The 16,024-nt window shown below is 70.2% G+C and carries 2 protein-coding genes, 11 pseudogenes and 1 riboswitch; of the genes and pseudogenes, 7 read left to right on the top strand and 6 right to left on the bottom strand.

Annotated elements, in window-relative coordinates; all coding sequences use genetic code 11:
* Positions 1-3 precede the first annotated feature (3 nt).
* From QIY60_RS07175 to QIY60_RS07160, 4 genes and pseudogenes are all read right to left on the bottom strand, one after another.
* Positions 4-2,269 (bottom strand): annotated as a pseudogene (locus QIY60_RS07175) (ribonucleoside-diphosphate reductase subunit alpha); the annotation flags it as partial.
* A 35-nt stretch (positions 2,270-2,304) separates the two neighbouring features.
* Positions 2,305-2,446, bottom strand: a riboswitch (cobalamin riboswitch).
* A 213-nt stretch (positions 2,447-2,659) separates the two neighbouring features.
* A pseudogene (locus tag QIY60_RS07170) lies at positions 2,660-4,253 on the bottom strand (sodium:solute symporter family protein).
* Between the two features lie 20 nt (positions 4,254-4,273).
* The gene (locus QIY60_RS07165; protein WP_190090063.1) at positions 4,274-4,528 is read right to left on the bottom strand and encodes a DUF3311 domain-containing protein; all 255 of its coding nucleotides are present in this window, start codon (positions 4,526-4,528) and stop codon (positions 4,274-4,276) included.
* A gap of 136 nt (positions 4,529-4,664) precedes the next feature.
* Positions 4,665-5,427 (bottom strand): annotated as a pseudogene (locus QIY60_RS07160) (GntR family transcriptional regulator).
* Positions 5,428-5,708: 281 nt separating this feature from the next.
* On the opposite strand from QIY60_RS07160, the pseudogene QIY60_RS07155 reads away from it, so the two are divergent.
* The 4 genes and pseudogenes from QIY60_RS07155 to QIY60_RS07140 all read left to right on the top strand — a co-directional run bounded on the left by QIY60_RS07155 (position 5,709) and on the right by QIY60_RS07140 (position 10,417).
* Positions 5,709-6,987: pseudogene (locus QIY60_RS07155) on the top strand (extracellular solute-binding protein).
* A 78-nt stretch (positions 6,988-7,065) separates the two neighbouring features.
* A pseudogene (locus QIY60_RS07150) lies at positions 7,066-8,059 on the top strand (sugar ABC transporter permease).
* A 3-nt stretch (positions 8,060-8,062) separates the two neighbouring features.
* Entirely contained in the window at positions 8,063-8,917 is an 855-nt protein-coding gene (locus QIY60_RS07145) for a carbohydrate ABC transporter permease (protein ID WP_283141671.1), read from the top strand.
* A gap of 9 nt (positions 8,918-8,926) precedes the next feature.
* Positions 8,927-10,417, top strand: a pseudogene (locus tag QIY60_RS07140) (glycoside hydrolase family 3 protein).
* A gap of 231 nt (positions 10,418-10,648) precedes the next feature.
* Here the strand turns inward: QIY60_RS07140 and nagB are convergent.
* Positions 10,649-11,431, bottom strand: a pseudogene (gene nagB / locus QIY60_RS07135) (glucosamine-6-phosphate deaminase); the annotation flags it as partial.
* Positions 11,432-11,587: 156 nt separating this feature from the next.
* Between nagB and QIY60_RS07130 the strand changes: the two are divergent.
* Positions 11,588-12,656 (top strand): annotated as a pseudogene (locus QIY60_RS07130) (SIS domain-containing protein).
* A 9-nt stretch (positions 12,657-12,665) separates the two neighbouring features.
* Here QIY60_RS07130 and QIY60_RS07125 read toward each other — a convergent pair.
* Positions 12,666-13,417, bottom strand: a pseudogene (locus tag QIY60_RS07125) (SDR family oxidoreductase).
* A gap of 91 nt (positions 13,418-13,508) precedes the next feature.
* Here QIY60_RS07125 and QIY60_RS07120 point away from each other — a divergent pair.
* Positions 13,509-14,112: pseudogene (locus QIY60_RS07120) on the top strand (TetR/AcrR family transcriptional regulator).
* A gap of 296 nt (positions 14,113-14,408) precedes the next feature.
* Positions 14,409-15,871: pseudogene (locus QIY60_RS07115) on the top strand (PAS domain-containing sensor histidine kinase).
* Positions 15,872-16,024 lie beyond the last annotated feature (153 nt).

The following is a 16,024-nucleotide window of genomic DNA, read 5'->3' as shown; positions in this document are numbered from 1 at the left end:
CTTGCCGATGGTGGGCGTCTCCAGGAACAGGTTCAGCGACTGCGACTGGTCCAGGAACGGGGCGCGCCGCCGCCATGTCGATCAGGCCGCGCTGCGGATCTCCCACGCCGTGCGGTAGAGCGCGCGCACGTCGGCCGGGATCCAGCTGCAGTCCTGCACCGAGCCGCTGGCGTCGCGCAGCGCCTCGCGGGACTGCGCGTCCCACACGCCGAGCTTCTTCAGGTCCTCCACCAGGTAGCCGTTGACCTGGAGGAACTCACCCGACAGCGTCTCGCGCTTGAACAGGTTGGAGACCTGCGGCTCGATGCACTCGTAGACACCGGCGATGGACGCGATGGTCGCGGTCGGGGCGATCGCGAGCAGCAGCGAGTTGCGCATGCCCACCGAGGCGATCCGCTCGCGCAGCGCCGCCCAGCGCTCCGGCCAGTTCAGCTCGACGTCGTAGTGGTCGGGGTGCAGCACGCCGCGCGCGGCACGGGTCTTGTCCCACGCGGGCAGCGGGCCCGAGCGCTCGGCGAGGTCGCGGGACGCCTCGTACGCCGTGAGCATGATGCGCTCGGCGAGCTTGGTGGAGAGCGCCTTCGCCTCGGGGAGTCGAAGGGCAGGCGCAGCTTGAAGAAGACGTCCTGGAGGCCCATCGCGCCCAGGCCCACCGGACGCCACTTGGCGTTGGAGCGGCCGGCCTGCTCGGTCGGGTAGAAGTTGATGTCGACGACCCGGTCCAGGAAGGTCACGGCCGTACGGACGGTCTCGTCCAGGCGCTTCCAGTCGATCTCGCCGGAGGCGAGGACGAAGGCGCCGAGGTTGACCGAGCCGAGGTTGCAGACGGCCGTCTCGCCGTCGTCCGTGACCTCGAGGATCTCGGTGCAGAGGTTGGAGGAGTGGACCGTGTGGCCCGGCTCCGCCGTCTGGTTGGCGGTGCGGTTGGAGGCGTCCTTGAAGGTCATCCAGCCGTTGCCGGTCTGCGCCAGGGTGCGCATCATCCGGCCGTACAGGTCCCGGGCCGGGATGGTCTTCTGGGCGAGACCGGCCGCCTCGGCCTTGCGGTAGGCGGCGTCGAACTCGTCGCCCCACAGGTCGACCAGCTCGGGCACGTCGGCGGGGAGAACAGCGACCAGGTGCCGTCCGCGTCCACGCGGCGCATGAACTCGTCCAGGATCCAGTGCGCCAGGTTCAGGTTGTGCGTACGCCGGGCGTCCTCACCGGTGTTGTCGCGCAGCTCCAGGAACTCCTCGATGTCGGAGTGCCAGGTCTCCAGGTAGACCGCCGCCGCGCCCTTGCGCCGCCCGCCCTGGTTGACGGCCGCGACCGAGGCGTCCAGCGTCTTCAGGAACGGGACGATGCCGTTGGAGTGGCCGTTGGTGCCCCGGATGAGCGAGCCGCGCGAGCGGATGCGGGAGTACGAGAGGCCGATGCCGCCCGCGTGCTTCGACAGGCGGGCCACCTGGTGGTAGCGGTCGTAGATCGAGTCCAGCTCGTCCAGCGGCGAGTCCAGCAGGTAGCAGCTGGACATCTGCGGGTGGCGGGTGCCGGAGTTGAAGAGCGTGGGGGAGGACGGCAGGTAGTCGAGGCGGCTCATCAGGCCGTACAGCGAGGCGACCTCGTCGAGCGCGCGCACCGAGTCGTCCTCGGCCAGGCCCGCCGCGACCCGGAGCATGAAGTGCTGCGGGGTCTCGATGACCATGCGGGTGATCGGGTGCCGCAGCAGGTAGCGCGAGTAGAGCGTGCGCAGGCCGAAGTAGCCGAAGCGGTCGTCGGCGCCGTCCGCGAGGGAGTCCGCCACCAGCGCGTCCAGGCGGGCCGCGTGCAGCCGTACGAAGTCGGCGGTGCGGTCCGCGATCAGGCCCTCGCGGTGGCCGACCTCGACCGACTCGGAGAACGAGACCGAGCCCTGGGTCGCGGCCTCCTCGGCGATCGTGAGCGTCAGCAGCCGGGCGGCGAGGCGGGAGTACGCCGGGTCCTCGGAGATCAGACCGGCGGCGACCTCGGTGGCGAGCCCACGCAGCTCCGCCTCGTCCGAGCGCGCGTTGCGGCCGCGCAGCGCGGCGGCGGCGACACGGCCGGGGTCGGTGTCCGGCAGATCGGCGGTGAGGTCGGTCAGGGTCCGCAGCAGGGCGGTCCCGGGGGCATCGGCCGGCTCTTCGGCGATCGCTGAGGCGGGATCCGCAGGGGCGATGGTCACGTGGGGGCACTCGCTCGGCACGGGGCCTTGGGGAGGTGCGGGCACACGGACACACCCCCTCGGGGGTACGCCGCGTCCACTGCCCATTCCGCGAGGCCTGGACGTCTGGCACCCGGGCCGGACGGCCAGGGCGCGCTGTCGGCAGGTCCTCGGACTGACCAGGTACGCAAATGCGTACGAGTACACCGTTGCGGGACAGTTCCGGATTTGCACCGGATTCCCCTGCGGCGACAGCGAGCACGAGCATACATCTTGTGCCGGGCTGTGTGGTGCCCCCACATGTTGTGTTGCTGGGTAGTCGGTTGACTGCGGGCCGTCTTGGGCTGGTCGCGCCCACGCGGCGGAGCCGCACATGTCACACCCCCGCGCCCTCAAGGGGGTTGGGAGCGCCGTAGACCGAACCTTCTGGCGGTCGTGGGCATTCCCCAGGAACGGGCCGCCGGGTTTCACCGGCGGCCGGTTTTTCTGCGGCTTGCGTCAGTGTGTCGCCGCCGGGAGTTTCGTCTGTACGCCCGGGTCGCCCGCGTCCGCCGTGTAGTCCTCCGGGGACGTCTCGTCGACGCCGTCGAGGGCCTTCACGGCTCGCAGGACGACCGTGAGGACGACGGTGGTGGCGACGTTCAGGAGGAACGCGGTGAGGCCGATGTAGCCGATCTCACCGATGCCGGGGATCTCCTTGGAGCTGCCGCCGAAGTGCTTCTGGGTGGGCGAGGCGACCCCGTACGCGGCGAGCGTGCCGTACGCCATGCCCACCGCCCAGCCCGCGAGCAGCGCCCAGCGGTGGAACCAGCGGGTGAACAGACCGCCCACCAGGGCCGGGAAGGTCTGCAGGATCCAGATGCCGCCGAGCAGCTGGAAGTTGATCACGACCGTCTTGTCCATCGTCAGGACGAAGACCAGCGCGCCCACCTTCACCAGGAGCGAGACCAGCTTGGAGACCTTGGTCTCCTGCGCCGGCGTGGCGTTCGGCTTGAGGAAGTCCTTGTAGATGTTGCGGGTGAAGAGGTTCGCGGCCGCGATCGACATGATCGCCGCCGGGACGAGCGCGCCGATGCCGATGGCGGCGAACGCCACGCCCGCGAACCAGTCCGGGAACATGTCCTCGAACAGCTGCGGGATCGCCAGCTGGCCGTTCTTGACCTTGACCCCGGCCGCGATCGCCATGAAGCCGAGCAGCGCGAGCAGGCCCAGCATCAGCGAGTACAGCGGCAGGATCGTGGTGTTGCGGCGGATGACGTTGCGGCTGCGGGAGGAGAGGGTCGCCGTGATCGAGTGCGGGTACATGAAGAGCGCGAGCGCCGAGCCGAGGGCGAGCGTGGCGTACGTCCACTGCCCGGCCTCGGGGGCACGAGCGCGCCCGTGGGCTTCCCGGGCGCGTTGGGCGTCTCGAACTTGTGCCGGGCCGCCGCGAAGATGTCGTCGAAGCCGCCCAGCTTGATCGGGATGTAGATGATCGCCACCAGGATGACGATGTAGATCAGCGTGTCCTTCACGAACGCGATCAGCGCGGGGGCGCGCAGACCCGACGAGTACGTGTACGCGGCGAGCACCGCGAACGCGATCAGCAGCGGCAGGTCCTTGGCGAACCAGTTGCCCGACCCGCCGATGCCCATCACGTCGAGCACCGCCTGGATGCCGACCAGCTGGAGCGCGATGTACGGCATCGTGGCGAGGATGCCGGTGACCGCGACCGCGAGCGAGAGGCCCTTGGAGCCGAACCGGCGCGCACGAAGTCGGACGTCGTCACATAGCCGTGCTTGTGCGAGACCGACCAGAGCCGGGGCAGGAACGTGAAGATCAGCGGATAGACGAGGATCGTGTACGGCACGGCGAAGAACCCGGCCGCGCCCGCCGCGTACACCGCCGCCGGAACCGCGACGAACGTGTACGCCGTGTAGAGGTCGCCGCCCAGCAGGAACCAGGTGACCCAGGTGCCGAACGAGCGGCCGCCGAGCCCCCATTCGTCGAGGCTCTGCTCGTTCTCGGCGCGGCGCCAGCGGGCGGCCATGAAGCCGATGACCGTGACGGCCAGGAAGAAGAAGATGAAGACGCCGAGCGCGACGCCGTTCACCCCGTCGTTGGCTGCGAGAGTCACTTGCCCTCACCCGCCTTGCGGCCCTGCTGGTCGTGCTGCCACAGCTTGTACGCGAGCATCGTGAGCGCAGTCGAGATGACCACCCACAGCATCTGGTACCAGTAGAAGAACGGGATCCCGGCGAGGGCCGGGTCGGCCTTCGCGTACGAACCGACCCAGAGCATCGCCACGAAGGGCGCGATCAGGCAGAGGGCGATGACCACGCGCGCGGGCGTGATCACCGGTCTCCGCTCTTGCGTTGATTCCGGCATACGTTGGCTCCGTCCCCTCACTTCACCTGTGTAATGCGCAGGAAATCCAGGGGACGGATAACCGTCGCAACACCCCGTCCGGATAGCGGACGTGGCGAAGGAAGTCGGTGCAGGCCGGAGGCTATTTCCGGCTATGTCAGTCCGTCGGCCTTTTCAGCCGCGCGACGAACTTGTACCGGTCGCCCCGGTACACCGAGCGCACCCACTCCACCGGTTCGCCGTCGCCGTCCAGGGAGTGGCGGGAGAGCATCAGCATCGGCAGGCCCACGTCCGTGCCGAGCAGCCCGGCCTCGCGCGGGGTGGCGAGCGACGTCTCGATCGTCTCCTCGGCCTCGGCGAGCTGCACCCCGCACACCTCCGCGAGGGCGGTGTAGAGGAGGTGTACTTGACGAGCGAGCGGCGCAGCGCGGGGAAGCGCTTGGCCGACAGATGGGTCGTCTCGATCGCCATCGGCTCGCCGCTGGCCAGCCGCAGCCGCTCGATGCGCAGCACCCTGCCGCCCGCCGCGATGTCGAGCAGCCCCGCCAGTGTGTCGTCGGCGGTGACGTAGCCGATGTCCAGGAGCTGGGAGGTCGGCTCCAGGCCCTGGGCGCGCATGTCCTCGGTGTAGGAGGTGAGTTGCAGCGCCTGGGAGACCTTGGGCTTGGCGACGAACGTGCCCTTGCCCTGGATGCGCTCAAGACGCCCCTCGACCACCAGCTCCTGGAGGGCCTGGCGCACGGTGGTGCGGGAGGTGTCGAACTCGGCGGCCAGGGTGCGCTCGGGCGGCACCGGGGTGCCCGGCGGAAGGGTCTCCGTCATGTCGAGGAATGCTTCTTGAGGCGGTAGTACTTGGGCACGCGAGCGGTACGGGCGCCGGCGCCCGCCTCTGTCTCCGTACCGCTCCCGTCGGTGGTCATGGCCCGCCTTCCCGAGTGCTGCGCTGCTGCCGTCACCGGCTCCTCCGTCTGTCGCGGCTCACATGGTGGCACGGACCGGTCACGGGTCGTCGCCCTCCCTCTGGTGTCGGTCCGATAACGGACGCGACAGCCCTTCTTATACACCCTTGACACCCCTAAAGGTCTAGGCCAAGCTCCCGGTACTGGTCTAAACCATTAAAGACCAGGTCCAGCCCCACAGGCAGTACACGTCGTATGGCTTCGCGGTGGGCGGGGGTTGCAGCATCCCTGAGGAGGGTGGCGTGAAGCGCAAGCTCATCGCGGCGATCGGCGTCGCGGGCATGTTGGTCAGCATCGCGGCGTGCGGCGACGACGACAAGAAGGGCGACGACGCGAAGGGCGACGCCAAGTCGCTGACGGTCTGGCTGACGGTCGACGCCCAGAAGAACTGGCCGGACCTGGTCAAGGCGGCCGACGACGCGATCGTCGCCAAGCACCCGGGCCTGAAGATCAACCACGAGTACTACGGCTGGCCGGACAAGAACGCCAAGCTCGACGCGGTGCTCGCCACCGACAAGGCCCCCGACGTGGTCGAGATGGGCAACACCGAGATGCTCGCCTACTCGGTCAGGGCGCCTTCGCCGAGATCGACCCGTCGAAGTTCGACAACTCCTCCGCCTGGCTCGACGGCCTCAAGGCCTCGGTCACGTACGACAGCAAGACCTACGGCGTCCCCTACTACGCCGGTGGCCGCACGGCGACCTGGCGCAAGGACATCGCCGCCGGGGCCGGCGTCACCGCCGCCCCGAAGACGTACACCGAGCTGACCGCCGACCTGGACAAGATCCAGGAGAAGAAGGGCGACAAGTTCAGCGCCTGGTACCAGCCGACCCGCGACTGGTACGCGGCCATGTCGTACGTGTACGACGCCGGCGGCTCCATCGCCAAGGAGGACGGCGGCAAGTTCAAGGCGAACCTGTCCTCGCCGGAGTCCCTCAAGGGTCTGAACGAGTACAAGAACATCCTCGGCAAGTACATGCACGGCGACAAGACGAAGGACGAGGCCGACCGCCCGATCGTCTACGGCCAGGGCAAGTCCGGCCTGATCTTCAGCGCCGCCTGGGAGGGTGGCAGCGCCGCCTGCCCGAGAACGACAAGGTCGGCAAGCTCACCGACAAGCTCGAGTCGTTCGTGATGCCCGGCCCGTCCGGCAAGGCCATGCCGGTCTTCCTCGGCGGCTCCGACCTGGCCGTCCCGGTCAAGTCCAAGGCGCAGGCGCTCGCGGCCGAGTGGATCAACGCGTTCACCGGCACCCAGGGCCAGAAGGGCCTGATCGCCAAGCAGAACCTGCCCAACAACAAGACGGCCCTCGCTCCGCTGAAGTCGGACCCGAAGACGGCCGTCGCGGCCACCGCGGCCGAGTCCAGCTGGTTCGTGCCCATGGCGCCGGGCTGGGGCCAGGTCGAGAAGGCCAAGGTCCTCCAGGACATGCTGCAGGCCATCGGCACCGGCAAGAAGTCGGTCGAGCAGGCGGCGAAGGACGCGGACGCCGCGATCGACAAGGTCATCAACACCAAGTGACCTGTGGGCGAGGGCCCCGTCGGACAGCGACGGGGCCCTCGCCCGGCCACTACCGGAGAGGGACCGTAGGAGCGCGCGATGAGTGCCGCAGGGACAACCACCGCCAAGGTGCCGCCGGCGCAGCGCGACCCCGACCGGGTGGGGATCCGGGAAGCCCCCGAAGGGACCGGGCAGAAAGCGCAGTGCGGGACAGGCGGCCGTGCCCTGGGCGCTGCTCGCCCCCTGCCTCCTGGCGCTCGCCCTCGTACTGGGCTATCCGCTGGTACGCCTGGTCACCCTGTCCTTCCAGAAGTTCGGCCAGCCGCAGCTCTGGGGGTTCAAGGACCCCGAGTCGGTCGGCTTCGACACTTCACCAACGTCCTGAGCGACGGCGAGTTCTGGACCGTCGTCGTCCGTACGGTCCTGTTCGCCTTCACCGCGGTCGTGCTGACCATGGTGCTCGCATGCTGATCGCCCTGCTGCTCCAGCAGGTCTCCGGCTGGGTGAAGACCCTCGTCAACATCGCCCTGGTGGCGAGCTGGGGCATGCCGATCGTCGTCGCATCACCATCTTCAAGTGGATGTTCGACGGTGACTTCGGCGTACTGAACTGGCTGCTCAGCCAGGTGCCGGAAGTCGACATGGTCGGCCACAACTGGTTCGCCAGTGGCACCCAGGGCCTCGCCGTCATCATGCTGCTCGTGGTCTGGGGCGCGGTGCCGTTCGTCGTCATCACGCTGAGCGCGGGCCTCACCCAGGTCCCCAAGGAGCTCGAAGAGGCCGCGCGGCTCGACGGCGCCAGAGCCTGGGGCGTGTTCCGGCACGTCACCCTGCCGATCCTCAAGCCGATCATCGTGATGCTGGCGACGCTCTCGGTCATCTGGGACATGGGCGTCTTCCCGCAGGTCTTCGTGATGCGCGGCAACCACCCCGAGCCCGAGTTCCAGCTCCTCACCACGTACTCGTACGACAAGGCGTTCGTGGTCAACGACTACTCGCAGGGCTCCGCGATCGCGCTGCTCACCGTGCTGCTGCTGCTCGGTGTGATCGCCGTGTACATGCGCCAGATGCTGAAGATCGGAGAGGTGGAGTAACCGATGGCTACCTCGACCCAGGCGCTCGCGCGCCCCAAGCGCAAGAAGTCCAAGCTCGGCTGGAACCTGCTCGGCCTGCTGGTCTTCGCCACCGCGGGCTTCCCGGTCTACTGGATGCTCAACACGGCGCTCAAGCCCGCCAAGGACGTGATCGACCGGAGCCCGCACTTCTTCCCCCGGTCCTTCACCCTGGAGAACTTCCGCCGGGCGCTGGACATCGGTGACTTCTGGGGCTCGATCGGCCGCTCGCTGATCGTCTCCGTCGTCGTCGTGCTGATCGGCATCGTGGTCGGCCTGCTCGCGGCGCTCGCCATCTCGCGGTTCGCCTTCCGCGGCCGCAAGATCGTGATCGTCGGCATCCTGGCGGTCCAGATGGTCCCGCTGGTCGCGATGATCATCCCGGTCTTCCTGCTCCTGAACGACCTCGGTCAGTACGACAAGTTGTCCGGGCTGATCCTCACCTACCTCACCTTCATCCTCCCCTTCACGGTCTGGACGCTGCGCGGCTTCATCGTCAACGTCCCCAAGGAGCTGGAGGAGGCGGCGATGGTCGACGGGTGCAGCCGCACCGGCGCCTTCATCCGCGTGGTCTTCCCGCTGCTGGCCCCGGGCATGGTGGCCACCTCGGTTTACGGCTTCATCCAGGCGTGGAACGAATACCTCTACGCCCTGATGCTGATGAGCCAGAACCACCAGACCGCCACCGTCTGGCTGTCCAGCTTCACCACCCAGCACGGCACCGAGTTCGCCCCCATGATGGCCGGCTCCACCATGATGGCCGTCCCCATCGTGGCTCTGTTCCTCCTCGTCCAGCGCAAGATGGCCGCGGGTCTGACGGCCGGCGCAGTGAAGGGATAACGCCGCCTCATGACGACGATCGCACGCAGCACAGACACACTCACGCGCGACGCCCTGACCGTCCTGCAGCCCGGTTTCGTCGGCACCACCGCCCCCGACTGGCTGCTGCGTCGGATCGGCGAAGGCCTCACCTCGGTGGGCCTGTTCGGCCACAACATCGCCACCGCCGACCAACTGGCCGCGCTGACCGCCCAGTTGCGGTCCGAGCGGGACGACGTCCTGGTGGCCATCGACGAGGAGGGCGAGGACGTCACCCGCCTGGAGGTCCGTACGGGCTCGTCGTTCCCGGGCAACCTGGCGCTGGGTTCGGTGGACGACACGGACCTGACCCGAGCGGTGGCCCACGAGCTGGGCCGCCGCCTGGCGGCCTGCGGGGTGGACCTCAACTGGGCCCCGTCGGCGGACGTGAATTCAAATCCCGACAACCCGGTCATCGGCGTACGGTCCTTCGGCGCCGACCCGCAGCTCGTGGCGCGGCACACCGCCGCGTACATCGAGGAGCTGCAGGCCGCCGGGGTCGCCGCCTGCACCAAGCACTTCCCGGGCCACGGCGACACGGCGGTCGACTCGCACCACGCGCTGCCGCGCATCGACGTGGACCTCGACACGCTCCACGCCCGTGAACTGGTGCCGTTCCGCGCCGCGATCGCCGCGGGCTCCAAGTCGGTCATGAGCGCGCACATCCTTCTTCCCGCGCTCGACCCGACCCGCCCGGCGACGCTGAGCCCGCGCGTCCTGACCGGACTGCTGCGCGAGGAACTCGGCTACGACGGGCTGATCGTCACCGACGCCGTGGAGATGCAGGCCATCGCCTCGACGTACGGGATCGAGCGCGGCTCGGTCCTCGCGATCGCGGCCGGTGCCGACGCGCTGTGCGTCGGCGGCGGGTTGGCCGACGAGGACACCGTGCTGCGGCTGCGGACGCGCTGGTCGCGGCGGTACGGGCCGGTGAACTGCCCGAGTCGCGCCTCGCCGACGCGGCGGCCCAGGTACGCGCCCTCGCGTCCTGGACGCGGCAGGCCAGGGGGAACGTGGCGGGGCCGGGCGCGGAGGAGCAGGAGGGGACCGCGCCCGGTTCCGACATCGGCCTGGTGGCGGCGCGGCGTGCGCTGCGGGTGACGGGTTCGGCCGCGCCGCTGCAGTCCCCGCCCTACGTGGCTTCCTTCACCCCGTCGCGAACATCGCGGTCGGGGACGAGACACCGTGGGGGTGGCGGCGGGTCTGTCCGCTCTGCTGCCGGGGACGTCGACGGGTACGTACGGTCCGTCGGCGGATCCGGCCGCGGTCCTGGCCGCGGCGGGCTCGCGCCGTATCGTCGCCGTCGTCCGCGACGAGCACCGGCACCCGTGGATGTCCGCGGCCCTGTCCGCGCTGCTTTCGGCGCGGCCCGACACGGCGGTGATCGAGATGGGGGTGCCGCAGGCTGCGGCGCGGGGTGCTGTGCACATCGCCACGCACGGGGCGGCGCGGGTCTGCGGCCGGGCGGCCGCCGGGCCCTGACCCCCACCCACCCCTTCCCTAAAGCCCTCTGGCGGGCGGCCGGGTCCGCCGGCTGCGAGCCAGTGGGGGCTGGCCGCGCAGTTCCCCGCGCCCCTAGGTGGCTAGGGGCGCGGGGACTGCGCACAAACCAGCACGATCCGCAGACGAACGGGGTCCGGGGCCCCGCCCCCGCGTCACCTCCCGGCCCCTCCCACCCCCGGAGGGGCGGGAAGGGGCGGGGTGGGGGCTCCACAGGCCCTGCCACGTCGGCTTGTTCGCGTACGTGTGCCGGAAATAGTGCGCAAGCTTCAGCTTCGACGCAGCAGCCTCATCCACCACCACCGTCGCATGCGGGTGCAGCTGAAGCGCCGAGGCGGGCACGACAGAGGCGACCGGCCCCTCGACCGTCGCCGCCACCGCCTCCGCCTTCCCCTCACCCGTCGCCAGCAGCACCAGATGCCGCGCCTCCAGGATCGTCCCGATCCCCTGCGTGATCACGTGGTGCGGCACCTGCTCGATGTCGTCGTCGAAGAAGCGCGCGTTGTCCACCCGCGTCTGCTCCGTCAGCGTCTTGATCCAGGTACGGGACGCCAGCGACGAGCACGGCTCGTTGAAGCCGATGTGCCCGTCGGTGCCGATCCCCAGGATCTGGAGGTCCACGCCCCCGGCCGAAGACAGCGCCCGGTCGTACGCCTCGCACGCCGCCTGGACGTCCGCCGCCGAGCCGTCCGGCCCGATGAACGAGTCCGCGCCGAGCCCGAGCGGCTCCACGACCTGGCGGATCACGGTCGCGCGGTAGGACTCGGGGTGCCCCACCGGCAGCCCGACGTACTCGTCGAGCTGACAGACCCAGGCCCGCGACACGTCCACCGCACCCGCCGCGACCTTGGCCGTCAGCGCGTCGTAGATGGGCAGCAGGGTCGAGCCGGTGGCCACGCCGAGCAGGGCGTCGGGCTTGCGGCGCCACAGTGCCGCGATGGACTCCGCGATGAGCTCGCCGCCCGCCTTGGCGTCCGGGACGATGACAACTTCCACGTGGGCCTGCCGATCTGGAGACGTAAACTAACCAGGGTGGTATAGACCAATCTAGCAGAGCGGGCGGCGCTCCGGCTGGCGGTCGCGCCTTCTCCCATGGTCGACTGGAGGGGTTTCGGCAACGCGTACACAGACCGCCATTTGGAGGCATCGCGCATGTCGTCGACGTACCGTGAGGCGCACAGCGAGCAGCCCGGCCGGATCATGCACGGCGAGATGGCGGAGCAGCCCGCCGTACTGCGGCGGATCCTCGCCGACGGCGCGCCCTGCATCCGCGAGGTCGCGGCCGCGATCGCCGCCCGCAAGCCCCGCTTCGTCCTGCTGACCGCCCGCGGCACCTCCGACAACGCCGCCCTGTACGCGAAGTACTTGATCGAGATCCGGCTCGGGTTGCCGTGCGGGCTGACCTCGATGTCGACGATCACCGCGTACGGTGCCCGGCCCGATCTCAGCGACGTCCTCGTCATCACCGTCAGCCAGTCCGGCGGCTCGCCCGACCTCGTCGACTCCGCCCGGGCGGCCCGCGCCGCGGGCGCGATCACGCTGGCCGTCACCAACAACGCCGACTCGCCGCTCGCGGCCGTCTCCGAGCACCACATCGACATCCTGGCCGGGCCGGAGAAGGCGCTGCCCGCGACCAAGACGTACACCGCCTCGCTGCTCGCCCTCTACCTCTTCGTCGAGGGCCTGCGCGACGGCGACGTCTCGGCCGCGGGGCGCTGCCCGAGCTGGCGGACCGGATCCTGGCCCGGCAGGACGAGGTGAGGGCGCTGGCTTCCCGCTACCGGTTCGCCGAGCGGATGGTCATCACCTCGCGGGGGTACGGCTATCCCACGGCCAAGGAAGCCGCCCTCAAGCTGATGGAGACGAGCTACATCCCCGCCCTCTCCTACTCCGGCGCCGACCTGCTGCACGGCCCGCTGGCCATGGTCGACAACATCTCGCCGGTGATCGCGGTGGTCACCGACGGGCGCGGCGGCCAGGCGCTCCAGCCGGTGCTCGACCGGCTGCGCGGCCAGGCGCCGACCTCTTCGTCGTCGGCCCCAAGCCGCAGGTCGACGCGGCCTCGGCGGGGTTCGTCCTGCCGGTCGAGGGCGTCCCCGAGGAGCTCCAGCCGATCCTGGAGATCCTCCCGCTCCAACTCCTCGCGTACGAGGTGACCATCGCCCGCGGCCAGGACCCCGACGCACCGCGCGCCCTGGCTAAGGTGACGGAAACCCGCTGATACCCGGGCCTACGCCAGCGAGCCGCCCGTGGCGTCCACCCACGCCCCGTCACCCAGCGACCGTCCGCCGAGGCGAGGAACGCCACCACGTCCGCGATGTCGGACGGATCGCCCACCCGGCCGAGCGCCGACACCGCGGCGGCGCCCGCCCACGCCTCGTCGCTCGTGCGCAGCCAGTCCGCGTTGACGTCGGTGTCGACGATGCCCAGGGCCACCGAGTTCACCGTGATGCCCCGACTGCCCACGATCTTGGACAGGTTGCGGGTGAAGACGTCGAGCGCGCCCTTGGTCATGGCGTACGCGATCAGGTCCGGCAGCATCGCCGACTTCGAGGCGCCGGAGGAGATGTTGACGATCCGGCCGCCGTCCCGCATCCGCTCCAGGCCGAGCCGCGCCAGGAAGAACGGCGCCTTCGTGTTCACGGCGAACAGCCGCTCGTACTCGTCCTCGGCGATCTCCCCGAACGTCCAGACCGTGCCGATGCCCGCGTTGTTGACCAGGATGTCCACCCCGTCCGCGTGCCGGTCGAAGGCCGCCCACAGCGCCTCGGCGTCGCCGGGGACGCCCAGCTCCTGGCCGAGGGCGAAGGCCGAGCCGCCGGCCGCCTCGATCGCGGCGACCGTCTCCTTGGCGGCCACCTCGTTGCTGCCGTAGTGGACGGCGACCCGTGCCCCGTCCCGGCCGAGCAGTTCCGCGATGCCCCGGCCGATGCCGCGGCTGCCGCCGGTGACCAGTGCCGTCCTGCCCGTGAGTGCGCCCATGACGTATGTCCTCCCCGTGGATGAAAATCTGTAGCGCTCGCTGCAGAACGAAACGTAACACATTCTCTAGTGGTCGCTATAGAATTCGTCCATGACCACCGGACAGCGCGGCCGCCCCCGCTCCTTCGACCGTGCCCGCGCGCTCGAAAAGGCCACGCTGACCTTCTGGGAGCACGGCTACGAGGCGACCTCCGTGGCCAGGCTTGACCCGGGCGATGGGCATCGGGGCGCCCAGTATGTACGCGGCCTTCGGCGACAAGAGGGCCCTGTTCGACGAGGTCGTGGGGGCGTACGGGCAGACGTACGGGGCGTTCATCGGCCGGGCCGTCGCCGAGGAGTCCGGTGCGCGGGCGACGATCGGGCGGATCCTGCGCGAGGCCGCCACCGAGTTCACCCGGCCGGGCCGCCCGCGCGGCTGCCTGGTGCTCAGCGCCGCCGTCAACTGCACCAGCAAGGAGGTCGAGGAGGCCCTGCGCGAGGTGCGCAACGCCAACCTCGCCGAGTTCGAGCGCCTGATCGCCGCCGATGTCGCGGCCGGTGTGCTCCCCGCCGGAACCGACGCCCGCACCCTCGCCCGGTTCAGCGCGGGCGTGTTCCAGGGCATGTCCCAGCAGGCCAGGGACGGGGCAGGGGAGGAGGAGCTGGCGGCAGTGGCCGAACAGGCCATGCTCGGCTGGCCGGAGGAACGGGACTAGGCCTGCAACGGCCGGACGTGGCAGGCTCGGCACTGGCCGGAGCAGGGCCGGTAAACGGATGGACAGCGAGGAATGGTCGAGTCCACAATGGCCCGAGCAGGCCTCCGGCCTCCCCGCACAGGAGGCCGGACAGAGGTACGCGGCGCTCTCTGCCCTGACAGCGCCGAGCACCTCCCGTAAGGCCGAGGGGCACCGCACACCCGTCGGCCGGCAGTTCCGGGCTGCGGTGCCGGACGGGCCGAGGGTCCCGCCCCGGCGCCGTAGCCCGCGCGAGTACCCTCGCTGACGTGCCCTCCATGAACGACCTCGTACGTCAGCACACCGCTCTCGGTGAATCCGACCTGGAGTGGCTCCATCTGCTGGTCTCGGAGTGGCAACTGCTCTCCGACCTCTCCTTCGCCGACCTCGTGCTGTGGGTGCCCACGCTCGACGGCACCCGGTACGTCTCGGTCGCGCAGATGCGGCCCAACACCGGCCCCACCTCCTACCAGGACGACATGGTCGGCCGCCTCGTCCCGCGCGGCCGCCGCCCGCTGCTCGACGCCGCGCTCGACGAGGGCCGGATCGTGCGCGAGGGCGACCCGGAGTGGCGCGAGGAGGTGCCGGTGCAGGTCGAGTCCATCCCCGTACGCAGGGAAGGCCGCGTCCTCGGAGTGATCGCGCGCAACACCAATCTGCTCACCGTGCGTACACCCTCCCGGCTTGAGCTCACCTACCTCCAGTCCGCCTCCGACCTGGCGCAGATGATCGCCGCCGGGTCCTTCCCCTTTCCGGGGCAGCAGGTCGACATGGACGCGTCGCCGCGCGCCGGCGACGGGCTGATCAGGCTGGACGCGGACGGCATCGTCCAGTACGCCTCGCCCAACGCCCTCTCCGCGTACCACCGCCTCGGGCTCGCCTCCGACCTGGTCGGCCAGCACCTCGGCGAGCTCACCGCCCAGCTCGCGCCCTCGCGCGAGCCGGTGGACGAGGCCATCGTCAAGCTGGCCAGCGGCTACGCCCCGCGCAGACCGAGGTCGAGGGCAGCGGCAGGGTCATCCAGCTGCAGGCCATCCCGCTCAAGCCCAAGGGCATCCGCATCGGTTCGCTCGTCCTGCTGCGGGACGTCACCGAACTGCGCCGCCGCGAGCGCGAGTTGATCACCAAGGACGCCACCATCCGGGAGATCCACCACCGGGTGAAGAACAACCTCCAGACGGTCGCGGCCCTGCTGCGCCTGCAGGCCCGGCGGATCGACTCCGAGCAGGGGCGCGAGGCGCTCAACGAGGCGGTGCGGCGCGTCGGCTCGATCGCGATCGTGCACGAGACGCTCTCCCAGAACCTGGACGAGCGCGTCGAGTTCGACGAGATCGCCGACCGGGTGCTGGCGATGGTGGCGGAGATCTCCCCGGGCAAGGTCAGCTGCCGCCGTACGGGCCGCTTCGGCATCCTGGACGCCGAGGTCGCCACCCGCTCGCGATGGTCCTGACCGAGATCCTCCAGAACGCCCTTGAGCACGCCTTCGCCCAGGGGAGCAGGGCACCGTGGAGGTCTCGGCGGTGCGCGGCGGCACCCGCGACGACGCCCGGCTGCTGATCACGGTGCGCGACGACGACCGGGGGCTGCCCGAGGGCTTCGACCCGCAGAAGGCCGGGAACCTCGGCCTCCAGATCGTCCGCACCCTGGTCGAGGGCGAGCTGGGCGGCGCCTTCGACATGGTGGCGGCGCGGGGCAGGGCACCCAGGTGGTGCTCGACGTACCGGTGCGGGCGGACAAATAGCCCGCACGCCTGCGACACGGGCGGAAAGAGCAGCGAGCCCCGGACCGCGAACGGTCCGGGGCTCGAATGCTGTGGGTTACTGCGGCGCGCTGCGGCTCGGGGGGCGGTGAGTGCGTACTCGCTGTACGCGCCGCGCAGGCCTAGGCAGGTGGG

The sequence above is a fragment of the Streptomyces sp. BPTC-684 genome, from assembly GCF_030028635.1.
In the GTDB taxonomy this organism is placed as follows: Bacteria; Actinomycetota; Actinomycetes; order Streptomycetales; family Streptomycetaceae; genus Streptomyces; species Streptomyces noboritoensis.
The sequence above is the reverse complement of the archived record's forward strand: the minus strand, read 5'-3'. Positions and strand labels throughout refer to the sequence as shown.

Coding starts and splice junctions, on each gene's coding strand:
- QIY60_RS07165 (WP_190090063.1), bottom strand. CDS start 4,528: ATGCCGGAATCAACGCAAGAGCGGAGACCGGTGATCACGCCCGCGCGC.
- QIY60_RS07145 (WP_283141671.1), top strand. CDS start 8,063: ATGGCTACCTCGACCCAGGCGCTCGCGCGCCCCAAGCGCAAGAAGTCC.